Here is a 23,428-nt window from a genome sequence, read left to right on the forward strand (position 1 = left end):
AATATCGTTGTGTGTATCTGTGGAATCAGGCGCCGACGGAGCGCAGCGATTCCGAGGTGAGCGTGAAGTAGCGCGTGCCGATGGCGTCCGACACGTGGTACGCCGCCGTCTCGCAGGTGGCGAGCAGTTCGACCAGCGCGGGGTAGTCGGCGCCGGGGCCGGCCGCGCACAGGTGTTCGAGCGTCCAGGTGGCCGGGTCGGGCAGCTCGTACGACAGGGCCGTGAGCTTGCCCGGCGCGCTGCCCGCGAGCCGCGCGATGCGCCCGCGCAAGGTCTGCGTGACCCAGGCCAGCGAGCGCGGGTTCTCGGCGTCGAGCACCAGCAGGTCGACCAGCGTGGCGACGTCGCGGCGCTGCTGGTAGCGCGCATGGAAGGTGATGGTGCTGTCGAACAGCGCCACCATCGCCTCGAAGCCGCTCACCTCGTGCACGGCGCCGTTGGCAAAGCCGGCCTCGAGCGCGCTCGACAGGAAACCCAGCCGTTCGATGTGGCGGCCGATCGACAGCAGCCGCCAGGCGTCGTCGCGCGTCATGCGGTCGGTCTGCGCGCCGGTCATGGCGGCCAGCGCGGTGCTGGCGGATTCGAGCGCGCGCAGGGCGGCGCTGGCGGCAAAGCTGCCTTCGCCGGCCTGTTCGGCCGCGCGACGCAGGAAGTCGCTTTCGGCGCGCACGATCTGGTTCCAGTTGTCCTGCGACAGCCGTTCGCGCACGGCCGCCGCGGCCTGCCGGATGCTGCGCAGGCTGTAGCCGACGCTGCCGCCGTGGTCGACGTCGCCCAGCTCGGCGATCAACGCGCGTTCGAACACGCGGCGTGACTGCGGCGCGCTCGGCGCCTCGGCGGGCACGAGTGCATTGCGCACCGCCATGCGGTGCAGCCATTCGAGCAGCGGGCGCGACGACTGGTCTTCGCTGCCCAGCAGGTTGAGTGTGAGCCGCGCCAGGCGCACCGCGTTCTCGGCGCGCTCGGTGTAGCGGCCGAGCCAGAACATGTTCTCGGCCGCGCGGCTGGTGACCGGCGCGCGGTGCCGCGCGAGCGAGGCCGGCGTGGCGTGCGGCTGCAGCAGCGTGGTGCGGTCGACCTCGCCGTGCGTCTGCACCCAGACGTCGGCGCTGCTGCCGCCGCGCTGCATCGAGGCGATCTGCGCATCGGGGCCCGCCAGGCGCGCCAGCCCGCCGGGCAGCACGCGCCACGACTGCGGGCCGTCGCTCACCGCGAACACGCGCAGCATCAGCGCGCGTGGCGCGATGTGGCCGGGGCCGAGGTCGCTGGCCCAGGTCGGCATCTGCGACAGCGGCAGGTAGCCCTGCACCGTGTGGACGTCGCCCTCGCGCACGATGCGGCCGGCCCATTCGTCGATTTCACGGCGGCCGAGTTGGCTGCCGAACACGGCGTCGAAACTGGAGCGCCCCTGGAAGCCGGGGTAGGTCGGCTTGATGGCACTCTCGCCCAGCTGCGGCAGCACGGCCTCGAGCGAGGCGCGTTCACCGCACCACCAGGTCGGCAGTGCCGGCAGCTTGAGTTTTTCACCGATGAGCCGCAGCGCCAGCCCCGGCAGGAAGCCCAGCAGCGCGGGCGATTCGAGGAACGCCGAGCCCGGCATGTTGGCCACCAGCAGGTTACCCGCGCGGATCGCCTGCAGCAGGCCGGGCACGCCGAGCGTGGAGTCGGGGCGCAGCTCCAGCGGGTCGAGGAACTGGTCGTCGAGCCGCTTGATGAGGCCGTGCACCGGGCGCAGGCCCTGCAGCGTCTTCAGGTACAGGCGCTGGTCGCGCACCGTGAGGTCGCTGCCCTCGACCAGCGTCAGGCCCAGGTAGCGCGCCAGGTAGGCGTGCTCGAAGTAGGTCTCGTTGTACGGGCCCGGCGTGAGCAGCGCGATGTGCGGCGGCGAGCCCGAGGGGCACATGCGCTGCAGGCCTTCCATCATGGCGCTGTAGGTGGCGGCCAGCCGCTGCACCTGCAGCGCCTCGAAGGCCTGCGGAAACTGCCGCGTGATCGCGAGCCGGTTCTCCAGCAGGTAGCCCAGGCCCGAAGGCGCCTGCGTGCGCTGCGAGACCACCCACCAGTTGCCGTCGGGGCCGCGCGCGAGGTCGAAGGCGGCGATGTGCAGCCAGGTGTCGCCCGCCGGCTTCACGCCGTGCAGCGCGCGCAGGTAGCCCGGGTGACCGCGCACCAGCGCCGGCGGCAGCAGGCCCTCGGCCAGCAGCTGCTGCGGGCCGTAGGCGTCGGCCATCACGCGGTCGAGCACGCGCACGCGCTGCTGCACGCCGGCCTCGATCTGGGCCCAGCTCTCGGGCGAGACGATCAGCGGGAACAGGTCGAGCGACCACGGCCGTTGCGGGCCGTTGGCGTCGGCGTACACGTTGTAGGTGACGCCGTTGTCGCGGATCTGCCGCTCCAGGCTGACCGCGCGCCGCGGCAGGTCGTTGATGCCACCGGGGCCGAGCTGTTCGAAGAAGGCGTTCCAGGCGGGGGTGAGCGGGGGCTGGTCGCCGGAGGGTGAAGGTTCCTGTGCCTGTGATTGCGAGGAGGACTGTGACTGGGATTGCGATTGCGACGGAGCCGGTCGCTCCTCGGCGGCGTCGTACAGCAGTGGGGCCGCGGCGGGCGCCGGGGCCGCGCCCGCCACCGGCCGCGAGGGCGCCGCGGGCGTCGCCTGTCCCCGCAATTCGTCGAAATGCCCAGGCAGGGCCGCCGGCGCGAGCGAAGACGCCAGCGCTGCCGGATGCTCCGGGGCCTGGGCGTCGAACAGGGATTCGTTCAGGGGTTCCACAGGGGGGAGATTGTCACATCACCGTCACCGGGGCCTCCGCGCACCGTCTCGCGAGGCGAAATGAAGGCGTCGAAGGTCCGTACATGAACAGCGGTAGCCATAATCAAAAAAAACCAATTCATCTCTTCACATGAGCGCGGCATCCCCCAACTCACCGCTGCAACCACATATCGAGAGCCGCATCCTGTCATTGCGAGAGCAGCGCGTGATGCTGGATTCCGATCTGGCGGTGCTCTACGACGTGCAGACCAAGGTGCTGGTGCAGGCGGTCAAGCGCAATGCCGAGCGCTTTCCGGCCGATTTCATGTTCCAGCTTTCGCCTGAGGAGTGGGCGGCTTTGAGGTCACAAACTGTGACCTCAAACACCGGCCGTGGCGGCCGACGCACGGCACCCTACGTGTTCACCGAGCAGGGCGTGGCGATGCTGTCCTCGGTGCTTGGCAGCCCGCGCGCCATTGCGGTCAACATCGAGATCATGCGCACCTTCGTGCGGGTACGGGCGCTGGTCACCACGCACCAGGACCTGGCCAGGCGCTTGAGCGAGCTGGAAGAAAAGACCGAGCTGATCGACATGCGGCAGGAATCGTTCAGCAGCAACACGCGCAACCAGCTGCGTCAGGTCTTCGATGCCATCAAGGCGCTGACGACGCCACCCGATCCGCCCAGGCGGCCCATCGGCTTTGTGACGCCCGATGAGAAGAAGGCTCCGAAGGCGCGCGGCAAGCAATAAGCGCCCCGCACGAACAGAGCCCACCTCGAGCCTCAGCGCCGCAGGTCCAGCGTGAACGGAAACTCCCGGCTGCCCGGCAGCTCGATGGTGGCCGGCGGCGTGCGCAGCAGGCCCGGCGTGTGGCCGGTGCGCGTGAAGCGCGAGTGGCGGCGGCTCTCGGCCTCGTAGGCGTTGACCGGGAAGGTGTCGTAGTTGCGGCCGCCCGGGTGGGCGACGAAGTACTGGCAGCCGCCCAGCGAGCGCTTCATCCAGGTGTCGACGAGGTCGAAGGTCAGCGGTGCGTGGGCCGGGATGCTCGGGTGCAGCGCCGAGGGCGGGTTCCAGGCCTTGTAGCGCACGCCCGCGACGAATTCGCCGGTGACGCCCGTGGGCTGCAGCGGCAGCACCTTGCCGTTGACGGTGACGACGTGGCGGCTTTCGTTCAGTCCGGTCACGCGCACCTCGATGCGCTCCAGCGACGAATCGACATAGCGCACGGTGCCGCCGGCCGAGCCTTCCTCGCCCATCACGTGCCAGGGCTCCAGCGCGTTGCGCAGCGACAGCTCCACGCCCATCGACTGCATCTGGCCCACGAGCGGGAAGCGGAACTCGAAGTGCGGCGCGAACCAGTCGGCATCGAAGGCAAAGCCGGCCTGGCGCATCTCGCTGATGACGTCGTCGAAGTCCATCTTGACGAAGGTCGGCAGCAGGAAGCGGTCGTGCAGCTCGGTGCCCCAGCGGGTCACGGGCGCCTGGTAGGGCGCGTCCCAGAAGCGGGCGACCAGCGCGCGGATCAGCAGCTGCTGCGCGATGCTCATGCGCGCATGCGGCGGCATCTCGAAGGCGCGCAGCTCCAGGAGGCCGAGGCGGCCGGTGCTGGAGTCGGGCGAGTAGAGCTTGTCGATGCAGAACTCGCTGCGGTGCGTGTTGCCCGACACGTCGATCAGGATGTTGCGCAGCGTGCGGTCGACCAGCCACGCGGGCATGTTCTGGCCGTAGATCTCGCGGTTCTTGGCGATCTCCTTCAGCGCAATTTCCAGTTCGTAGACCTGGTCGTTGCGCGCCTCGTCCACGCGCGGCGCCTGGCTCGTCGGGCCGATGAACATGCCCGAGAACAGGTAGCTCAGCGAGGGGTGGTTGTGCCAGTACAGCAGCAGGCTGGCCAGCAGCTCGGGCCGGCGCAGGAAGGGGCTGTCGGCGGGCGTGGCGCCGCCCATCACGAAGTGGTTGCCGCCGCCGGTGCCGGTGTGGCGGCCGTCGGTCATGAACTTCTCGGCCGACAGGCGCGTCTCGAACGCGGCGTTGTAGAGGAACTCGGTGTGGTCGACGAGTTCCTTCCAGTTGTGGGCCGGGTGAATGTTGACCTCGATCACGCCCGGGTCGGGCGTCACGGCCAGCATCTTCAGGCGCGGATCGCGTGGCGGCGGATAGCCTTCCATCACGATGCGCACGCCGAGCTGCTGCGCGGTGGCTTCGACGGCGGCGACGAGGTCGAGGTAGTCCTCCAGGCGTGCCAGCGGCGGCATGAAGACGTAGAGCACGCCTGAGGCGCTGCCCTTTTTCTCGGCCGCCGGGCCGTTGGCGCGGCGCGGGTCGCGCACCTCGACGCACAGCGCGGTGCGCGTGACCCAGTGGGCCGATTCGCCGCGCAGCGGCTGGCGCGTGGCGGGCGTGGCGGCATCGGCAGAAGCAGCTGCTGCATCGCCCTTCGCCGCATCGCCGGGGCTCTGCATGCGCAGCGACGCGGCCATCACGGGCGGCGTGCCGAAGGTGTAGGGCACCTCGCCCAGGTCGGCGCCGGCCACCGGGGTGGCGGTGGCATAGCGCGCGCGGTAGTCGGACGCGCTGGGCAACGCGGCGCGCGGCGCGGTCGGGTCGCGCTCGATGAGGTAGGGGTAGTCGCCCTTGCTCGCCCACGGCTGCGAGTCGAGCGGCAGGCGGTAGCCCATGGGCGAATCGCCCGGGATCAGGAACAGGCGGTCGTCGCGCAGGAACCAGGGGCCGGTCTTCCAGCCGGGGCCGGCGAGCGCGGGCGTGTCGCTGTTGGCGTTGCCGGGTTCGATGGGCAGCATGTAGCCGATCACCGCGTCGAGCTTCTGCGTGAACACGCGGCGCAGGCGCACGCGTTCGAGTTCGTCGTCCAGCTTGGAGTCGAAGGGGTCGACGTTCACCGGCAGGCGGCGTTCGCGCCACAGGTAGTAATAGGTGTCCTCGTAGCCGGGCTGGATGTAGCGCTCGGTGAGGCCCAGCTTGTGCGCCAGCACGGTGGTGAAGCGGCGCGCGTCCTCGCTCGTGTAGTGCGTGGGAAAGCGTTCGTCGGCGAACAGCTCGGGGTCTTGCCACAGCGTCTGGCCGTCGGCGCGCCAGAAGATCGACAGCGCCCAGCGCGGCAGCTGCTCGCCCGGGTACCACTTGCCCTGGCCGAAATGCAGGAAGCCGCCCTGGCCGTACTCGGCGCGCAGCTTGTGCACGAGCTCGGTGGCGTAGCCGCGCTTGGTGGGGCCGAGCGCGTCGGTGTTCCATTCGGGCGCGTCGCGGTCGCTGGTGGCCACGTAGGTGGGCTCGCCGCCCATCGTCAGGCGCACGTCGCCGGCCACGAGGCGCGCATCGACCGCGTCGCCGAGCGCGAGCACCTCGGCCCATTGTTCTTCGGTGTAGGGCTTGGTGACGCGCGGCGATTCGTAGATGCGCGTGACCTTCATCTCGTGGCTGAACTCGACCTCGGACTCGTCGACGCCGCCCTCGATGGGCGCGGCGCTGGAAGGCGTGGGCGTGCAGGCCAGCGGGATGTGGCCTTCGCCGGCGAGCAGGCCCGAGGTGGCGTCCAGGCCGATCCAGCCGGCGCCCGGCAGGAACACCTCGCACCAGGCGTGCAGGTCGGTGAAGTCGACCGTGGTGCCGCTGGGGCCGTCGAGGGCCTTCACGTCGGGCGTGAGCTGGATCAGATAGCCCGACACGAAGCGCGCGGCCAGGCCGCAGTGGCGCAGCAGTTGCACCAGCAGCCAGCCCGAGTCGCGGCAGGAGCCGCTGCCGTTGCTCAGCGTTTCTTCCGGCGTCTGCACGCCGGGCTCCATGCGGATGAGGTAGCTGACGTCCTTCTGCACCTGCTGGTTGATGCCGACCAGGAAGTCGATGGTGCGCTGTTCCTTGCGCTCGATCCTGTCGAGGTAGGCCTGCAGCAGCGGCGTGGGCTTCTCGGTGACGAGGTAGGGCGCCAGCTCTTCGGCCTGCGAGGCCGTGTACTTGAAGGGGAAGTTCTCGGCCTGCGGCTCCAGGAAGAAGTCGAAGGGGTTGTAGACCGCCATCTCGACCACGAGGTCGACCGTGACCTTGAACTCGCGCGTCTTCTCGGGGAACACGAGCCGCGCCTGGTAGTTGGCGAACGGGTCCTGCATCCAGTTGACGAAGTGCTCGGCCGGTTCGACCCGCAGCGAGTACGAGATCACATTGCTGCGGCAATGGGGCGCGGGGCGCAGTCGCACGACTTGCGGGCCCAACTGCACCAGGCGGTCGTATGTGTAGTGGGTGACGTGGTGGAGTGCGGCGTGGATGGACATGCGTAGGGGCGTGCAGTGCAGCGAGGTTGCATCGAAAAGATGTCTCTGGTGAGACGCATACTAGCCCAGTTGCCAAGCAATTAACGCGCCATCGAGCGTGGGTTGGGGGAGGGTTTGCATCATGGATTCCGGGGTGTGGGGAGGGCAGTCGCGGCGTGCGTCCGAGGCTGTCGCGGGTGGGTCGGGGGCCTTCGTTGCGCTGGGCGGTACGCTGCTCGGCGCGGCGGTGCAACTGCGTCAGCCGCTGTTGTGGGCGGCGGGTGTCTACGTCGCGTTGCTGCTGGCGGGGCTCGGCGGTGGATGGCTGTTGTGGCGGTGGCGTGGGCCTCGGCTGTTCGTGCTGATGCTGTCGCTGGCCTGCGGTGCGATGGCCGGCGCGGGGCTCGCCGGATGGCGCGCGACGGCCTATGCAAACGGGGCGCTGGAGCCGCAACTGGAAGGGCGCGACCTGCGGCTCACAGGCGTGGTCTCGCAGATGCCGCAGCCCGGCGAGATCGGAACGCGCTTCCGTTTCGATGTGGAGACGGCGCAGTGGGCCGATGCCTCCGATGAGGCGCCGCCGACGGTGCCGCCGCGCATCGCGCTCGCCTGGTACGGCGAGTACAGCGGGATGTGGGAGCAGCCCGCCGAACGTCGCGCATCCGTCGCGCGCACCGTGGGCGAGGTGCACGCCGGCCAGCGCTGGCAACTGACCGTGCGCCTGCGCGCGCCGCACGGCAACCTCAATCCGCATGGCTTCGACAGCGAGCTGTGGGCGTGGGAGCAGGGCGTGCATGCCCAAGGCCATGTGCGGGCCGGGGCGCGCGACCCCGCGCCGCGCCTGCTGGGTACGACGTGGCGGCACCCGATCGAGCGGGCGCGCGAGGCCGTGCGCGATGCGGTCTTCGCCCGCGTGGACGACCGGCGCCAGGCCGGCGTGATCGCCGCGCTGGTCACCGGCGACCAGGGCGCCATCGACCGCGCCGACTGGGACGTGTTTCGCGCCACCGGCGTCGCGCACCTGATGTCGATCTCGGGCCTGCACATCACCCTGTTCGCGTGGTTCGCGGCGCATGTGGTCGGCGCGCTCTGGCGGCGCAGCAGCCGGCTCATGCTGCGGCTGCCCGCACAACAGGCCGCACTCGCGGGCGGCGTGGGGCTGGCCGCGCTCTACGCGCTCTTCAGCGGCTGGGGTGTGCCCTCGCAGCGCACGGTCTGGATGCTTGCGGCCGTGGCGCTGCTGCGCCTGACCGGCCGGCGCTGGCCGTGGCCGCACGTCTGGCTGCTGACGGCGGCGGTCGTGGTGGCCGCCGATCCGTGGGCGCTGCTGCAGGCCGGCTTCTGGCTCAGCTTCGTGGCGGTGGCGGTGCTGTTCGCCTCCGCCACGGCTGTGCCGGGCGAGGGGCGGGTGGGCGCGCTCACGCGCCTGGGCCGCTTCTTTCGCGAGCAATGGACCATCACGCTGGCGCTCGCGCCGCTGAGCCTGCTGCTGTTCCAGCAGGTGTCGGCGGTCGGGCTGGTGGCCAACGCGCTCGCGATCCCGTGGGTGACGCTGGTGATCACGCCGCTGGCGATGCTCGGCGTGGCGGTGCCGCCGCTGTGGGACGTGGCCGCTGGGGCGGTGAAGCTGTTCGCGCTGTTGCTGCAGGCGCTCGCTGGCCTGCCGTTCGCCACGCTGTCGATGGCCGCGCCGCCGCCATGGCTGGCCGCAGGCGGCGTGATGGGTGGCGTGCTGCTGGCGATGCGCCTGCCGTGGTCGATGCGCGCGCTCGGCCTGCCGCTGCTGTTGCCGGTGCTGCTGTGGCAGCCGACGCGGCCCGCCGTGGGTGAGTTCGACCTGCTCGCCGCCGACATTGGGCAGGGCAACGCGGTGCTCGTGCGCACCGCCACGCACAGCCTGCTGTACGACGCCGGCCCGCGCTACGGGCTCGACAGCGACGCGGGCCACCGCGTGCTCGTGCCCCTGCTGCGCGCGCGGGGCGAACGGCTTGACATGCTCCTGCTGAGCCACCGCGATATCGACCACACCGGCGGCGCCCCCGCCGTGCTCGCCATGCAGCCGCAGGCGGCGCTGCTGAGTTCCATCGAGGCCGGGCATCCGCTGCAGGCGCTGCGCCCCGCGCGCCGCTGCGAGGCCGGGCAGCGCTGGACCTGGGACGGCGTCGACTTCGAGGTGCTGTTTCCCTATGACAGCGACTACCTCGGCTTCACGCGGCCCAATGCCGTGTCGTGCGTGCTGCGCATCGGCAACGGCCGTGCCACGGTTCTATTGGCGGGCGATATCGAACGGCTGCAGGAGGCCGCGCTGGTGTCGCGCTCGCCCGGGCTTGCGGCCGACGTGCTGCTGGTGCCGCACCACGGCAGCAAGACTTCGTCGAGCGAGCTTTTTCTGGATGCCGTGCGCCCGCGCATTGCGCTCGTGCAGGCCGGCTACCGCAGCCGCTTCGGCCACCCCGCGCCCGAGGTGGTGGCGCGCTATGTCGAACGCGGCGTGCGGGTGATCGACAGTCCCCGCTGCGGCGCCGCCCACTGGGCGAGCCCGGCGCCGGCCGAGGTGAAGTGTGAACGCGCGCACGACCTGCGCTACTGGCGCCACCGCATGCCATGACGGTCCGAAATGCGAAATGCCCTCGCATCGGGCCCAAACCTAGGGCTTCTACTGGCCTCGAACTTGCTAAGCTATGGCTCAAGGAGATTGGTCGTTCCATGCACAAATTCGACGAGATGTATGAGCAGCTCCCCTATGCGGGCGCTGCAATCCGACAGCACTACAAGCGCTACGACCAATGGCTTGCGAAGCAACCCGGTGAGGTGATGCGATCGCGGCGTGAAGAGGCGGAAATGATTTTCCGCCGGGTCGGCATCACCTTCGCGGTGTACGGCGCCAAGGACGAGGACGGCTCCGGCACCGAGCGGCTGATCCCGTTCGACCTGCTGCCCCGGATCATTCCCTCCCACGAGTGGGAGAGCATGGAAAAGGGGCTGGTGCAACGCGTCACGGCGCTCAACCGCTTCCTGTACGACGTGTACCACGACCAGGAAATCATCAAGGCCGGCATCATCCCGGCCGAGCAGATCCTGAACAACGCCCAGTTCCGTCCCGAGATGATGGGCGTGAACGTGCCGCACAACGTCTACTCGAACATCTCGGGCATCGACATCGTGCGCGCCCCCGATGCCCAGGGCAACGGCGAGTACTACGTGCTCGAAGACAACCTGCGTGTGCCCAGCGGCGTGAGCTACATGCTCGAGAACCGCAAGATGATGATGCGGCTCTTCCCGGAGCTCTTCAACCAGAACCGCATCGCGCCGGTCGCCCACTACCCCGACCTGCTGCTCGAAACCCTGCGCGCCAGCGCGCCGCCGGCCACGGCCGAGCCCACGGTGGTGGTGCTCACGCCCGGCATGTACAACAGCGCCTACTTCGAGCACGCCTTCCTGGCCCAGCAGATGGGCGTGGAACTGGTCGAGGGGCAAGACCTGTTCGTGAAGGACGACTTCGTCTACATGCGCACCACGCGCGGCCCGGTGCGGGTCGATGTGATCTACCGCCGCGTCGACGACGACTTCCTCGACCCCGAGGTGTTCCGCCCGACCTCCACCCTCGGCTGCGCGGGCCTCATGCGCGCCTACCGCCAGGGCAACGTCGTGATCTGCAATGCCGTGGGCACCGGCGTGGCCGACGACAAGTCGATCTACCCCTACGTGCCGAAGATGGTCGAGTTCTACCTCGGCGAGAAGCCGATCCTGAAGAACGTGCCCACCTACATGTGCCGCAACAAGGACGAGCTGCAGTACACGCTCGACAACATGAAGGACCTGGTCGTCAAGGAGGTGCATGGCGCCGGCGGCTACGGCATGCTCATCGGCCCGGCCGCCACGCAGGCCGAGATCGAAGACTTCAAGAAGGCCGTCATCGCCAAGCCCGACGGCTACATCGCCCAGCCCACGCTGAGCCTGTCGACCTCGCCGACCTTCGTCGACGCCGGCATCGCGCCGCGCCACATCGACCTGCGCCCCTTCGTGCTCTCGGGCAGCGAGGTGCAGATGGTGCCCGGCGGCCTCACGCGCGTGGCGCTCAAGGAGGGGTCGCTGGTGGTCAACTCGTCGCAGGGCGGCGGCACCAAGGACACCTGGATTCTCGAAGCGGACCGCACGGCCAAGCCGAAGGCGGCCACGCAGTCGCAAAGCCAATCGCAGTAGGAGCACCCACGATGCTGTCCCGCACCGCAGACCACCTCTACTGGATGTCGCGCTACACCGAGCGCGCCGAGAACACGGCGCGCATGCTCGACGTCAACTACCAGACCTCGCTGCTGCCGCAGTCGGCCGAGGTTGCCAAGTACGGCTGGCAGGGCGTGCTCTCGATCAGCGAATTGCTGCCCTGGTACAGCAAGAAGTACGACCAGATCACGCCCAACGAGGTCATGGAGTTCATGGTCAAGGACGAGAGCAATCCGTCGTCGATCGTCTCCTGCCTGAAGGCCGCCCGCGAGAATGCGCGTGCCGTGCGCGGCGCGCTCACCACCGAGGCTTGGGAAACGCAGAACACCACCTGGCTCGAAGTGAATCGCATGCTGCGCGCCGGCGATTTCGAGCGCGACCCGGGCCAGTTCTTCGAGTGGGTCAAGTTCCGCTCGCACCTGTCGCGCGGCGTCACGCTGGGCACGATGCTCCAAGATGAGGCGTTCTACTTCTCGCGCCTGGGCACCTTTTTGGAGCGCGCCGACAACACGGCGCGCCTGGTCGACGTGAAGTTCCACGCGCTCAACAGCGAATTCTTCGGTGCCGCCACCGAGGAAGACCAAGAGTACGACTTCTATCACTGGAGCGCGATCCTGCGCAGCGTCTCGGCCTTCGAGGTGTACCGCAAGGTGTACCGCGACGTGATCAAGCCCGAGCGCGTGGCCGAGCTGCTGATTCTTCGCGCCGATATGCCGCGCTCGCTGCACGCGAGCCTGGCCGAGGTGGTCGCCAACCTGGCGAAGGTGCAGAACGAGCAGAGCGCCGAAACGCAGCGCCGCGCCGGCAAGCTGCTGGCCGACCTGCAGTACGCGCGCGTCGACGAGATCCTGGCGACGGGCCTGCACGCCTACCTCACGCAGTTCCTCGACCGGGTGAACGAACTGGGCGGGCGCATCAGTCAGGACTTCCTGGTGCCGGCGCACTGAGCGAACGGATCGCTGCGCCTGTGCCTATGCGGGTGACAGCCTATTCGCCGCGGGCCTTTTCCATCGAGGGCTTTCTTGAGCCCGAAGAATGCGAGCAACTGATCTCCCTGGCCGAGCGCGAAGGTTTCGCCTCGGCCGGCGTTCGCACCGCCGACGGACCGAAGGCCATGCCGACCATCCGCAACAACGAACGCGCGATGCTGCCATCGTCGGAATGGGTCGAGCTGCTGTGGGCTCGGTTGGGGCAGGTCGTGTTGCCCGAGGTCGCTGGACAGGTGCCCAAGGGCCTGCCGAAGGAGCTTCGCTTCTACAAATACTCGCCCGGCCAGCGCTTCAAGATGCACAAGGACGGGCCGTGGCATGAAGACGGGCTGACGAGCCAGCTCACGCTGCTCGTCTACCTGAACGACGGCTTCACGGGAGGCGACACCGACTTTCGCGAGTTCCGCGTCAAGCCAGAAGCCGGAGCGGCCCTGCTGTTCATCCACGACACGTGGCATGAAGGCGCCGCCATCGAATCCGGAACCAAGTACGTGTTGCGCTCCGATGTGATGTACGGCAACGCCGTTTGAGCGCGCTGCATCGCAGGCCGTCGGCAGCTTTGGCGCTTCAGCGCGAAAACGACTCCACCACCACCGGAATCTCCGGCGCCTGCCACCGGTAGCTGTCGCCCAGCACATTGCGCTCGGCCTTCTGTCCGCTCCAGCGGATGCCCAGCAGGTCCATCAGGCTCCAGCCGGCCCAGTCCGCGCGAAAGGGCTGCTGCGTGGCGGCGCCGGTGGGCAGTGGCTCGCGGTTGCGCCAGACGACGGCCGGGATGCGGTAGCCCGAGGCGGTCGCGGGGCTGTGGCCCGCGCGGTCGCTGCCGTGGCCGACTTCCTGACCGTGGTCCGACAGGTACATCCAGGCGCGGTAGTCTTCCGGCTTGCCGGTGCTGCGGGTCTGCTGCAGCAGTTCCGACACCACGAAGTCGTGGTACAGCAGGGCGGCGTCGTACTCCTGGCGGAAGTGGCGCACCCAGGCCGAGCGGCCGTCCTTGACGAGCCCGTTCTCGACCGCGTCGACGCTGTCGTCGAAGGGGTTGGCGTTCTCGGGAAAGCGCAGGCTGTAGTGCGGGTGCGCGCCCATCAGGTGGACCACGATGAGCTTGCGCTCGGTGCTGGTGTCGGCAAAGGCCTCCTGCACGCAGTCGAGGATCTCGCCGTCGAGCGAGGCGCTGGCGCGGCCCGGCGTGCGGTTCACCATGTCGACCACGTCGGCGTAGCGCGCGTGCTGCTGCTCGATGGCGAGGTCGTCGTGGTTGCTGATCCACCAGACCTTGTAGCCGGCGGCGCGCGCCAGGGCCAGCAGGTGGGGCGGGCTGTTGCCGTTCCCGCTGTTCCCGTCGTTTCCATTCGCGGGCTGGCCGAAATGGAACATGTTGCGCAGCGCGGGCAGGGTGCTCGCGTCGACCGACCACGCGTTGCGCAGCACGGCCATGCGGTCGCCCTCCTGCGCCTTGTGTGCCTGCAGGCGCGGCGTGGTCGGGCGGCCGTAGCCGTACAGGCCCATGTTGTCGCGGTTGATGCTGTCGGTGATGACGAGCACGACGGTGGACGGCCCCTCGCGCGTGATCACCGGTGCGATCTGCCGGGCCTGGGCCATCTGCGCATCGCGGGTCTTCTGCTGGTCGGCCCAGGCGGCGCGCTGGTCGTGCAGCGACTGCGACCACTGGGTCCAGAAGACGACCGGGTGCAGCCGGCGCCAGGGCTTGCTCACGTAGGCGACGCAAGCGGCGAGCAGGATGAGGAGCAGCAGCGAGCGCGCCCAGAACGGCCGCCGCGCATGCGGCGCCGTGGCACCGCGTCGCGCGAACAGGCCTGCCAGCAGGCCCGCCGCCACGAGCGCGGCCGACCAGACGACGGCGGAGCGCCAGTGCATGCGCAGGTACTCGGCGCTTTCGCGTGCGTTGGTGTTGGCCGCGGCGCCCAGCACCATGGCGCTGTCGGGCGCGGCCTGGTAGGTGTCGAGCAGGTAGGCGCGGACCACGGCGTCCAGGCCGAAGCCCATCACCCAGAGCCACACGAGCGCCGTGCGCCAGCGCCGCAGGCGCGCGCTGTGCAGCGGCCACAGCAGCCAGAGCACGGGCGGCGCGGCGAGCACCGCGAGCTGGGCGATGCGGCGGCCGTCGTGGCCCAGCGCGATCAGCGCCAGCAGCGTCGCGCCGACCACGCCACAGGCCAGCAGGGCGCTGGAGGGAGGACGCGGGGCGTCGATGGCGGGATGTGTCAAGCGCGGCGCGGGGAGTCGAGGGGCGGCCGAATTCTGCCCCGCACCCTGCGGCCATGCGTCCAGTGTCCCGACCCTCGCGGGGTCTTTGCGCGGCGCCTCAGGGATATCCCCGCGGAACTTATTCGCGCTCAGGGTCCCAGAGGGGCTTCGCCCGGCATTGCCGGACATCCCGTGTCTTCTCGAAAGGAACCCTCGCCCCATGGCCCGATTCAGCCGCCGACTGCCCGCGCTCCTGCTTGCATTCTTCTTCTCGTGGATGGTGCTGCCGTCCGCCTTTGCCGCGCAGCCGCAGATGGTCAGTGTCGCGGTCAAGACCCTGAACATGCGCACTGCCCCCAGCCAGCGCGCCGAGGCGCACTGGACCGTGAGTCGGGGTTATCCGCTGCGCGTGATCGGCCGCAAGGGCGACTGGCTGCGGGTCACCGACTTCGAGAACGACAAGGCCTGGGTCTTCCGTTCGATGACGAGCAAGACGCCGCACCACGTCGTGAAGGCGAAGACCGCGCAGCTGCGCCGCGCGCCCGGCGCGCGCAGCCCGGTCGTGAAGAAGGCCGTGTACGGCGACGTGCTGCGCACCCTCGAGCGCCGCGGCGACTGGGTGAAGGTGCGCCACGAAGGCGGCGCCACCGGCTGGGTGCTGAAGCGCTCCCTCTGGGGCTGGTGAAGCCCAGGGCGCTCAGGTCGCTGTGGCCTGGCGCACCGCGCGCTCCCAGCGCGCCATCGATTCCTCGGCCTGCGCGCGGCCCATGGTCGGCATGAAGCGGCGCTCGATCTTCCACAGCTTCGAGAGCTGGCGCGCGTCGGTGTAGACGCCGGTCGACAGCCCCGCGAGGTAGGCCGCGCCCAGCGCGGTGGTCTCGACCACCTCGGGCCGTACCACGGGAATGCCCAGCAGGTCGGCCTGGAACTGCATCAGCAGGTCGTTCACGCTCGCGCCGCCGTCCACGCGCAGCTCGGCCACGGGCTTGCCGCCCGCGGCCACCGCGTCGCGGCTCATGGCCTGCAGCAGTGCGGCGCTTTGGTACGCGATGCTTTCCAGCGCGGCGCGCGCGATGTGCGCGACCGTGGTGCCGCGCGTGAGTCCGGTGATCGTGCCGCGCGCGTCCGCGTCCCAGTAGGGCGCGCCCAGGCCGGTGAAGGCCGGCACCATCATCACGCCGCCGGCGTCGGGCACGCTCTCGGCCAGCGACTGCACTTCGGCGCTGCCCTTGATGGCCTTGAGGCCGTCGCGCAGCCACTGCACCACGGCACCGCCGACGAACACGCTGCCCTCCATCGCGTACTGCGAGGTCGCGTCGGTCTGCGCGGCGCTGGTCACGAGCAGGCCGTTGTGCGAGGGCTGGAACGCGCCGCCCGTGTGCATCAGCAAAAAGCAGCCGGTGCCGTAGGTGTTCTTGGCCATGCCGGCCTCGAAGCAGGCCTGGCCGAAGAGGGCGCTCTGCTGGTCGCCGGCCACGCCGCCGATGGGCAGCGCGTGGCCCAGCAGCGCGGCGTCGGTGTCGGCAAAGTGCGAGCTCGAGGGCTGCACCTTCGGCATCAGCGCGGCGGGGATGTCGAGCGCCTTCAGCAGGTCGGCGTCCCAGTCGTTCGTGTGCACGTTGAAGAGCATGGTGCGCGAGGCGTTGCTCACGTCGGTCACGTGCACCTTGCCGCCGGTGAGCTGCCACATGAGCCAGCTGTCGACCGTGCCGAAAGCGAGTTCGCCGCGTTCGGCCTGGGCGCGCGCGCCGGGCACGTTGTCGAGCAGCCAGCGCAGCTTGGTGCCCGAGAAATACGCGTCGATCACCAGGCCGGTCTTCTCGCGGATGGTGTCGCTCAGGCCCTGTTCGCGCAGCTGCGCACACAGCGGTTCGGCGCGGCGGTCCTGCCAGACGATGGCGTGGTGCACCGGCTGGCCGGTGGCGCGGTTCCACAACACGGTGGTCTCGCGCTGGTTGGTGATGCCGATGGCGTGGATATCGGCGGGCTGCAGCTTCGCCTTGGCCAGCACCTCGCGCGCGGTGGCCAGCTGGCTGCGCCAGATTTCCATCGGGTCGTGCTCGACCCAGCCCGGCTGCGGGTAGATCTGCGTGAGCTCTTTCTGGGCGATGGCGACGATGCGGCCTTCGCGGTCGAACACGATGCTGCGCGAGCTGGAGGTGCCCTGGTCCAGGGCAAGCAGGTAGGTGGTCATTCGATGAGTCTGATGGGGTTCAGTTGTCGCGCGCGATCTCGAGGCGCACCTGCGCGGCATGCAGCAGGTCGGGGAAGGGCGGCGGCGGCGCGGCGTCGGTGAACAGGCGGTCGATCTGCGAGAGCGTGCCCAGCTGGATCATGGCCGGCCGGTTGAACTTGCTCGCGTCGGCCGCCAGCCACACCTCGCGCGCCTGGGCAATGATGGTCTGCGCGACCTTCACCTCGCGCAGGTCGAAGTCGCGCAGCGAGCCGTCGGCCTCGATGCTGGACACGCCGATGAGCGCGATGTCGACCTTGAACTGGCGGATGAAGTCGATGGTGGCCTCGCCCACCACGGCGCGGTCGCGCGGGCGCACCGAGCCGCCGGCCACGATCACCTCGCAGGCCGTGTTGCCACTCAGGATGGTCGCCACGTTCAGGTTGTTGGTGATCACGCGCAGGCCCGTGTGGCGCATCAGCGCCTTGGCGATGGCCTCGGTGGTGGTGCCGATGTTCAGGATGAGCGAACAGTCGTTGGGCACCAGCTCGGCCACGCGGCGCGCGATGCGCGCTTTTCCGTCGGCATTGAGCGTTTCGCGCTGCTGGTAGCCGATGTTCTCGGTGGTCGAGCTGGGCACGCGCACGCCGCCGTGGAAGCGCGTGAGCAAGCCTGCGTCGGCCAGCCGCTGCACGTCGCGCCGCACGGTCTGCAGCGTGACGCCCAGCATGTCGGCGAGCTGTTCTACGGTGACCGAACCGCGCGCGCGCACGGTGTCGAGGAGGTTGATCTGGCGCGGGTTGGAGTTCACAGAGGCGTCGTGGAAAGCGGAAAGACTGGGGTCGAGGGTACAGGCCGCGTCACTTTAAAACGAAAGAAAACGAAGCTGAGTAAGGGAAAACTCGGAGGAAAATCGCGCCAAAAGGAATCCAAATGAAAAAACGCGAAAATACAATCTCGGCCTTTGCTGACAAAAGTCACGAACCTACGGACCTCCAGCCTGTGACCGATTTCTCCTCTCCAGCGGCCGAGCCCGCCACCGATTGCGATGTGCTGATCGTCGGGGGTGGCATCAACGGCTGCGGCATTGCGCGCGACCTCGCCGGCCGGGGCTGGCGCGTGGTCCTGTGCGAGAAGGACGACCTGGCCTCGCACACCTCGTCGTCTTCCACCAAGCTGATCCACGGCGGGCTGCGCTACCTCGAGTACTACGAGTTCTCGCTGGTGCGCAAGGCGCTGCAGGAGCGCGAGGTGCTGCTCAAGAGTGCGCCGCACATCATGTGGCCGCTGCGCTTCGTGATGCCGCACGACCCCTCGATGCGCCCGGCCTGGATGATCCGCATCGGCCTGTTCATGTACGACCACCTCGCCAGGCGCGAGGTGCTGCCGCCGTCGCGCGGCATCGACCTGCGCCAGCACCCGGCCGGCGCGCCGCTCAAGGCACAGTACAAGCGCGGCTTCGTGTACTCCGACGGCTGGGTCGACGACGCGCGGCTGGTGGTGCTCAACGCCATCGACGCGCGTTCGAAGGGCGCCGAAGTGCTCACGCGCACGCGCTGCATCCATGCGCAGCGCGGCGCCGACGGCTGGGTCGCCACGCTCGAAGGCCCCGATGGCGCGCACCGCACCGTGCGCGCGCGCGCCGTGGTGAACGCGGCCGGCCCCTGGGCCGAGTCCTTCCTGCGCGGCGTGGCCCAGTCGGCGCGCGGCGAGGCGCTGGCCACCAAGAGCCTGCGGCTCGTGAAGGGCAGCCACATCATCGTGCCGCGCCTGTTCGACCACGACCACGCCTATATCTTCCAGAACCCCGACAAGCGGATCATCTTCGCCATTCCCTACCAGGGCGCGTTCACGCTGATCGGCACCACCGACATCGAGATCAGCGGCGACGACCCCGGCGCCGCGCGCATCGCGCAGGAAGAGATCGACTACCTGTGCACCCAGGCCAGCCGCTACTTCGACAAGGCGATCGTGCCGGCCGACGTGGTCTGGACCTACTCGGGCGTGCGCCCGCTGCTGGACGACGCCTCGGGCGACCCCTCGGCCGTCACGCGCGACTACCTGCTCGAGTCGAACACCACCGCCGCGCCGCTGTTGTCGGTGTGGGGCGGCAAGATCACCACCTTCCGCAAGCTGGCCGAGGACGCGGCCGACGAGGTCGGCAAGATGCTCGGCCAGTCGGGCGCGCAGCGCCCGGCCTGGACCGACGGTGCCTTCCTGGCCGGCGGCGACCTGTCGGTCTGGATCGGCGCGCCCAAGCGCCCCGACGACGATTTCGCCCGCTTCGTGGCGGCCGTGCAGGCGAAGTACCCCTGGCTCGACGCCCAGGTCGCGCTGCGGCTGGCGCGCGGCTACGGCGCACGCGTGGCCGAACTGATCGGCGAGGCGCAATCGCTGGCCGACATGGGCGCCGAGGTGGCGCCCGGCCTGTACGAGCGCGAGCTGCGCTTTTTGCAGGCGCGCGAATGGGCCGTGAGCTCGGACGACGTGCTCTGGCGCCGCACCAAGCTCGGCCTGCACTACACGCCCGCCGAGCGCGAGCAGGTGGCGATCTGGCTGCAGGCCAACGCAAAGAACAACAACGACACCGTGGAAGTGGAGGTGAGCTGATGCAGCTGACTCTGGAGCGCGTCACCAAGAAGGTCGGCGCGCAAACCTGGCTCTACGAGCAGAGCATTGCGCCCCAAAGCGGCGCGGTGACCGTGCTGCTCGGCGCCACGCAGGCCGGCAAGACCAGCCTGATGCGCCTCATGGCCGGGCTCGACACGCCCAGCACCGGGCGTGTGCTGGTCGACGGCAAGGACGTCACCGGCACGCCGGTGCGCGAGCGCAATGTCGCGATGGTCTACCAGCAGTTCATCAACTACCCCTCGCTCAAGGTGTTCGACAACATCGCCTCGCCGCTGAAGCTGCGCGGCGAATCGAACATCGATGCGCGCGTGAGGGCGCTGGCCGACAAGCTGCACATCGGCATGTTCCTCGACCGCCTGCCGGCCGAGCTGTCGGGCGGGCAGCAGCAGCGCGTGGCGCTGGCGCGTGCGCTCGCCAAGAACGCACCGCTGATGCTGCTCGACGAGCCGCTGGTCAACCTCGACTACAAATTGCGCGAAGGCCTGCGCGAAGAACTCACGCAGCTCTTCGCCACCGGCGACTCGACCGTCATCTACGCCACCACCGAACCCGGCGAGGCGTTGCTGCTGGGCGGCTACACGGCCGTGATGGACGCCGGCGAGCTGCTGCAATACGGCCCGACCGCCGAGGTGTTCCACGCGCCGCAGTCGCTGCGCGTGGCGCGCGCCTTCAGCGATCCGCCGATGAACCTGCTGGCGGGCACGGCGGCGGCCGGCCGCGTGCAACTGGCGGGCGGCCCGGCGCTGGCGCTGGCCTTGCCTGAAAGCGTGTCGGGCACGGTCACGGTCGGCCTGCGTGCGAGTGCCTTGAACGTGAACGCGGGGGAGGGCGACATCGCCTTGCCCGGCAAGGTGGAGCTGGCCGAAATTTCGGGCTCCGACACTTTCGTGCACGTCGACACGGCGGTGGGCGAACTGGTGGCGCAGCTCACCGGCGTGCACCGCTTCGAGCTGGGCGCTTCGATCACGCTGTACTTCAGCGCGTCGCAAGCCTATGTGTTCGATGCCAGCGAAAAGCTGGCGCTCGCGCCGGCATGGCGCAAAGGAAGCTAGTCATGGCACGCATCGATCTCGACCTGGCCCACGCCTACCGCGCCAACCCCACGCAGGACAGCGACTACGCGCTGCTCCCGCTGAAGATGAGCTTTCGCGACGGCGGCGCGTACGCCTTGCTCGGCCCCTCGGGCTGCGGCAAGACGACCATGCTCAACATCATTTCGGGCCTGCTCGTGCCTTCGCAGGGCAGCGTGAGCTTCGACGGCCGCGACATGACGCGCGCCACACCGCAGGAACGCAACATCGCGCAGGTGTTCCAGTTCCCGGTGATCTACGACACCATGACCGTGGCCGAGAACCTCGCGTTCCCGCTGCGCAACCGCAAGGTGCCCGAAGACCAGATCAAGAAGCGCGTCGGCGAGATCGCCGAAATGCTCGACATGAGCGGCCAGCTCAACCAGCGCGCCGCGGGCCTCGCGGCCGACGCCAAGCAGAAGATCTCGCTGGGCCGCGGCCTGGTGCGCAGCGACGTGTCGGCGGTGCTGTTCGACGAACCGCTCACCGTGATCGACCCGCACCTGAAGTGGCAGCTGCGCCGCAAGCTCAAGCAGATCCACCGCGAGCTCAAGCTCACGCTGATCTACGTGACGCACGACCAGGTCGAGGCGCTGACCTTCGCCGAAGAGGTGGTGGTCATGACGCGCGGCAAGGCCGTGCAGGTGGGCAGCGCCGAGGCGCTGTTCGAGCGGCCGGCCCACACCTTCGTGGGGCATTTCATCGGCTCGCCGGGCATGAACTTCCTGTCGGCCCACAGCGCCAACGGTGCACTCGAAGTGGCGGGCACGCCGCTGGTGCCCACGCGCGAGCTGCCGCCCGGCGCGCTCAAGATCGGCATCCGGCCCGAGTACCTGCGCCTGTCGAATGCGGGTGCCGCCGGCGCCGTGCCGGCGGTGGTGAAGCAGGTGCAGGACGTCGGCACGCACGCGATGCTCAGCGCCGAAGTCGACGGCGGCGTGGTCAAGGTGCGCATGCATTCGGACGAACAGCCGCCCTCGGTGGGCGACACGGTGTGGCTGCGGGTGCTCGACACCCACACCTGCTATTACAAGGACGAGGAACTGGTCGCATGAACCCCACCAACAAGCCGATCAACCAGAAGGCATGGTGGCTGGTGCTGCCGGTGCTGATCTGCGTGGCCTTCTCGGCCATCGTGCCGCTGATGACGGTGGTCAACTACTCGGTGCAGGACATCATCTCGCCCGACCGACGCGTGTTCGTCGGCACCGAATGGTTCGCCGCCGTGATGCGCGACGACGAGCTGCACCAGGCGCTGTGGCGCCAGCTGGGCTTCTCGCTCTCGGTGCTGCTGGTAGAGATTCCGCTGGGCATCGCGCTCGCGCTGTCGATGCCGGCCACGGGCTGGAAGTCGTCGGCGGTGCTGGTGGTGGTGGCGCTGTCGCTGCTCATTCCATGGAACGTGGTGGGCACCATCTGGCAGATCTACGGCCGTGCCGACATCGGCCTGCTGGGCCATGCGCTGCAGGTCATGGGCATCGAATACAACTACACGGGCAGCGCGACCGACGCGTGGCTCACGGTGCTGGTGATGGACGTCTGGCACTGGACGCCGCTGGTGGCCTTGCTCTGCTACGCCGGCCTGCGCTCCATTCCCGACGCCTACTACCAGGCCGCGCGCATCGACGGCGCCAGCAAGTTCGCGGTGTTCCGCTACATCCAGCTGCCCAAGATGCGCGGCGTGCTGATGATCGCGGTGCTGCTGCGCTTCATGGACAGCTTCATGATCTACACCGAGCCCTTCGTACTGACGGGCGGCGGGCCGGGCAATGCGACCACCTTCCTGAGCCAGTACCTCACGCAGAAGGCCGTGGGGCAGTTCGACCTCGGGCCGGCGGCTGCGTTCTCGCTGATCTATTTCCTGATCATCCTGCTGTTCTGCTTCGTGCTCTACAACTGGATGCAGCGCGTGGGCACGCAAGAAGTGGAGAAAGAACAATGAACGAAAAGCGATTCCACAAGCGCAGCATCTTCTTGCTGCTGTACATCCTGTTCGCGCTGTTGCCCATCTACTGGATGGTCAACATGAGCTTCAAGACGAACGAGGAGATCCTGTCGAGCTTCTCGTTTTTCCCGCAGCAGCTCACCTGGGCCAACTACGCGCGCATCTTCACCGACGAGTCGTGGTACTCGGGCTACATCAACAGCCTGATCTACGTGGCGATCAACACGGTGATCTCGCTCACCGTGGCGCTGCCGGCGGCCTACGCGTTCTCGCGCTATTCGTTCCTGGGCGACAAGCACGTGTTCTTCTGGCTGCTGACCAACCGCATGACGCCGCCCGCGGTGTTCCTGCTGCCGTTCTTCCAGCTGTACAGCACCGTCGGCCTCATGGACACGCACCTGGGCGTGGCGCTGGCGCACCTGCTGTTCAACGTGCCGCTGGCGGTGTGGATTCTCGAAGGCTTCATGAGCGGCATTCCGCGCGAGATCGACGAGACGGCCTACATCGACGGCTACTCGTTCCCGCGCTTCTTCCTCACCATCTTCCTGCCGCTCATCAAGGCCGGCGTGGGCGTGGCGGCGTTCTTCTGCTTCATGTTCAGCTGGGTCGAGCTGCTGCTGGCGCGCACGCTCACGAGCGTGAACGCCAAGCCCATCGTCGCGACGATGACGCGCACGGTGAGCGCCTCGGGCATGGACTGGGCGACGCTGGCCGCGGCCGGCGTGCTCACCATCGTGCCGGGCGCGATCGTGATCTGGTTTGTCCGCCACTACATCGCAAAAGGCTTTGCGATGGGCCGCGTCTAAGGAGACCGAGAGATGTTCGACTGGATGGTCTGGACCACCCCGGTGGCCGTTTTCTTCAGCTGCATCGCACTCATGCTGGTCGGCATGACGGTGTGGGAATTCAAGTCGCCCACCACGATGCGCCGTGGCTGGCTGCCCATTGCCACCACGCGCGGCGACCGGCTCTTCATCGGCCTCTTGTCCGCGGCCTACGTCAACCTGATCTTCGTCGGCCTGGCCGGCAAGGTGCAGGAGTGGCTGAGTCTGGAGGCCGAGCCCTCGATCTGGATCGGCTTCGTGCTGTCGATGTTCGTGCTCGCGCTCGTGATGCGCAAAGGCTAGCCCACCGATTTCGTCAACGCGTCCGGCTCTCCGCCTCCCCGGAGCC

17 protein-coding genes are annotated in these 23,428 nt (G+C 68.8%); 12 read left to right on the forward strand and 5 right to left on the reverse strand.

Annotated elements, in window-relative coordinates; genetic code table 11:
* Window positions 1-25: 25 nt before the first annotated feature.
* Window positions 26-2,770, reverse strand: coding sequence for a circularly permuted type 2 ATP-grasp protein (locus ACAM42_RS13190; RefSeq protein ID WP_369632268.1), 2,745 nt, complete (start codon window positions 2,768-2,770; stop codon window positions 26-28).
* Window positions 2,771-2,900: 130 nt separating this feature from the next.
* Between ACAM42_RS13190 and ACAM42_RS13195 the strand changes: the two genes are divergently transcribed.
* Window positions 2,901-3,500 carry an ORF6N domain-containing protein gene (locus ACAM42_RS13195; RefSeq protein ID WP_095947346.1) on the forward strand — a complete coding sequence of 200 codons (600 nt, stop codon included), beginning with the start codon at window positions 2,901-2,903 and terminating at the stop codon, window positions 3,498-3,500.
* 32 nt (window positions 3,501-3,532) lie between these two features.
* On the opposite strand, the gene ACAM42_RS13200 is transcribed toward ACAM42_RS13195, so the two are convergent.
* On the reverse strand, window positions 3,533-7,036 hold the full coding sequence (locus ACAM42_RS13200) for a DUF2126 domain-containing protein (protein WP_369632269.1): 3,504 nt from the start codon (window positions 7,034-7,036) through the stop codon (window positions 3,533-3,535).
* Window positions 7,037-7,157: 121 nt separating this feature from the next.
* Here ACAM42_RS13200 and ACAM42_RS13205 point away from each other — a divergent pair, with 121 nt between their 5' ends.
* From ACAM42_RS13205 to ACAM42_RS13220, 4 genes are all read left to right on the forward strand, one after another.
* Window positions 7,158-9,623 (forward strand): DNA internalization-related competence protein ComEC/Rec2, encoded by a 2,466-nt coding sequence (locus ACAM42_RS13205; protein ID WP_369632270.1) that lies wholly within the window; start codon window positions 7,158-7,160, stop codon window positions 9,621-9,623.
* A gap of 98 nt (window positions 9,624-9,721) precedes the next feature.
* On the forward strand, window positions 9,722-11,218 hold the full coding sequence (locus ACAM42_RS13210; protein ID WP_062476766.1) for a circularly permuted type 2 ATP-grasp protein: 1,497 nt from the start codon (window positions 9,722-9,724) through the stop codon (window positions 11,216-11,218).
* Between the two features lie 11 nt (window positions 11,219-11,229).
* Entirely contained in the window at window positions 11,230-12,186 is a 957-nt protein-coding gene (locus ACAM42_RS13215) for an alpha-E domain-containing protein (protein ID WP_369632271.1), read from the forward strand.
* A gap of 26 nt (window positions 12,187-12,212) precedes the next feature.
* Window positions 12,213-12,758, forward strand: a complete 546-nt coding sequence (locus tag ACAM42_RS13220) for a prolyl hydroxylase family protein (RefSeq protein ID WP_369632272.1) — start codon at window positions 12,213-12,215, stop codon at window positions 12,756-12,758.
* Between the two features lie 37 nt (window positions 12,759-12,795).
* Here the strand turns inward: ACAM42_RS13220 and ACAM42_RS13225 are convergent, their stop codons facing one another.
* Window positions 12,796-14,442 (reverse strand): phosphoethanolamine transferase, encoded by a 1,647-nt coding sequence (locus ACAM42_RS13225; RefSeq protein ID WP_369632762.1) that lies wholly within the window; start codon window positions 14,440-14,442, stop codon window positions 12,796-12,798.
* A gap of 214 nt (window positions 14,443-14,656) precedes the next feature.
* On the opposite strand from ACAM42_RS13225, the gene ACAM42_RS13230 reads away from it, so the two are divergent.
* Window positions 14,657-15,121, forward strand: coding sequence for an SH3 domain-containing protein (locus ACAM42_RS13230; RefSeq protein ID WP_095744792.1), 465 nt, complete (start codon window positions 14,657-14,659; stop codon window positions 15,119-15,121).
* A 12-nt stretch (window positions 15,122-15,133) separates the two neighbouring features.
* Here ACAM42_RS13230 and glpK read toward each other — a convergent pair whose 3' ends face one another.
* On the reverse strand, window positions 15,134-16,630 hold the full coding sequence (glpK, locus tag ACAM42_RS13235) for a glycerol kinase GlpK (RefSeq protein ID WP_369632273.1): 1,497 nt from the start codon (window positions 16,628-16,630) through the stop codon (window positions 15,134-15,136).
* Between the two features lie 19 nt (window positions 16,631-16,649).
* Window positions 16,650-17,420 carry a DeoR/GlpR family DNA-binding transcription regulator gene (locus tag ACAM42_RS13240; protein ID WP_062476748.1) on the reverse strand — a complete coding sequence of 257 codons (771 nt, stop codon included), beginning with the start codon at window positions 17,418-17,420 and terminating at the stop codon, window positions 16,650-16,652.
* A gap of 122 nt (window positions 17,421-17,542) precedes the next feature.
* On the opposite strand from ACAM42_RS13240, the gene glpD reads away from it, so the two are divergent.
* The 6 genes from glpD to ACAM42_RS13270 are packed head-to-tail and all read left to right on the forward strand — an operon-like array spanning window position 17,543 to window position 23,382.
* Window positions 17,543-19,219 carry a glycerol-3-phosphate dehydrogenase gene (glpD, locus tag ACAM42_RS13245; RefSeq protein WP_369632274.1) on the forward strand — a complete coding sequence of 559 codons (1,677 nt, stop codon included), beginning with the start codon at window positions 17,543-17,545 and terminating at the stop codon, window positions 19,217-19,219.
* A complete protein-coding gene (locus tag ACAM42_RS13250) occupies window positions 19,219-20,292 on the forward strand; it encodes an ABC transporter ATP-binding protein (protein WP_369632275.1) in 1,074 nt (357 codons plus the stop codon). The genes glpD and ACAM42_RS13250 overlap by 1 nt, the downstream gene beginning before the upstream one ends.
* A 2-nt stretch (window positions 20,293-20,294) precedes the next feature.
* On the forward strand, window positions 20,295-21,365 hold the full coding sequence (locus ACAM42_RS13255) for an ABC transporter ATP-binding protein (protein WP_062476739.1): 1,071 nt from the start codon (window positions 20,295-20,297) through the stop codon (window positions 21,363-21,365).
* Window positions 21,362-22,252 (forward strand): carbohydrate ABC transporter permease, encoded by an 891-nt coding sequence (locus ACAM42_RS13260; protein ID WP_062476737.1) that lies wholly within the window; start codon window positions 21,362-21,364, stop codon window positions 22,250-22,252. The genes ACAM42_RS13255 and ACAM42_RS13260 overlap by 4 nt, the downstream gene beginning before the upstream one ends.
* The gene (locus ACAM42_RS13265) at window positions 22,249-23,061 is read left to right on the forward strand and encodes a carbohydrate ABC transporter permease (protein WP_062476734.1); all 813 of its coding nucleotides are present in this window, start codon (window positions 22,249-22,251) and stop codon (window positions 23,059-23,061) included. The genes ACAM42_RS13260 and ACAM42_RS13265 overlap by 4 nt, the downstream gene beginning before the upstream one ends.
* Window positions 23,062-23,073: 12 nt before the next feature.
* Window positions 23,074-23,382: a DUF2160 domain-containing protein gene (locus ACAM42_RS13270; protein WP_062476731.1), complete on the forward strand. Its 309-nt coding sequence runs from the start codon at window positions 23,074-23,076 to the stop codon at window positions 23,380-23,382.
* Window positions 23,383-23,428 lie beyond the last annotated feature (46 nt).

The organism is Variovorax sp. V35 (assembly GCF_041154465.1).
Taxonomy (GTDB): Bacteria; Pseudomonadota; Gammaproteobacteria; order Burkholderiales; family Burkholderiaceae_C; genus Variovorax; species Variovorax boronicumulans.

What these genes read in the sequence shown, in the direction of transcription:
- glpD (WP_369632274.1), top strand. Translation starts at nt 17,543, where the DNA reads ATGAAAAAACGCGAAAATACAATCTCGGCCTTTGCTGACAAAAGTCAC.
- ACAM42_RS13265 (WP_062476734.1), top strand. Translation starts at nt 22,249, where the DNA reads ATGAACGAAAAGCGATTCCACAAGCGCAGCATCTTCTTGCTGCTGTAC.
- ACAM42_RS13270 (WP_062476731.1), top strand. Translation starts at nt 23,074, where the DNA reads ATGTTCGACTGGATGGTCTGGACCACCCCGGTGGCCGTTTTCTTCAGC.
- ACAM42_RS13260 (WP_062476737.1), top strand. Translation starts at nt 21,362, where the DNA reads ATGAACCCCACCAACAAGCCGATCAACCAGAAGGCATGGTGGCTGGTG.
- ACAM42_RS13230 (WP_095744792.1), top strand. Translation starts at nt 14,657, where the DNA reads ATGGCCCGATTCAGCCGCCGACTGCCCGCGCTCCTGCTTGCATTCTTC.
- ACAM42_RS13195 (WP_095947346.1), top strand. Translation starts at nt 2,901, where the DNA reads ATGAGCGCGGCATCCCCCAACTCACCGCTGCAACCACATATCGAGAGC.
- ACAM42_RS13210 (WP_062476766.1), top strand. Translation starts at nt 9,722, where the DNA reads ATGCACAAATTCGACGAGATGTATGAGCAGCTCCCCTATGCGGGCGCT.
- ACAM42_RS13205 (WP_369632270.1), top strand. Translation starts at nt 7,158, where the DNA reads ATGGATTCCGGGGTGTGGGGAGGGCAGTCGCGGCGTGCGTCCGAGGCT.
- ACAM42_RS13255 (WP_062476739.1), top strand. Translation starts at nt 20,295, where the DNA reads ATGGCACGCATCGATCTCGACCTGGCCCACGCCTACCGCGCCAACCCC.
- ACAM42_RS13215 (WP_369632271.1), top strand. Translation starts at nt 11,230, where the DNA reads ATGCTGTCCCGCACCGCAGACCACCTCTACTGGATGTCGCGCTACACC.
- ACAM42_RS13200 (WP_369632269.1), bottom strand. Translation starts at nt 7,036, where the DNA reads ATGTCCATCCACGCCGCACTCCACCACGTCACCCACTACACATACGAC.
- ACAM42_RS13220 (WP_369632272.1), top strand. Translation starts at nt 12,213, where the DNA reads ATGCGGGTGACAGCCTATTCGCCGCGGGCCTTTTCCATCGAGGGCTTT.
- glpK (WP_369632273.1), bottom strand. Translation starts at nt 16,630, where the DNA reads ATGACCACCTACCTGCTTGCCCTGGACCAGGGCACCTCCAGCTCGCGC.
- ACAM42_RS13250 (WP_369632275.1), top strand. Translation starts at nt 19,219, where the DNA reads ATGCAGCTGACTCTGGAGCGCGTCACCAAGAAGGTCGGCGCGCAAACC.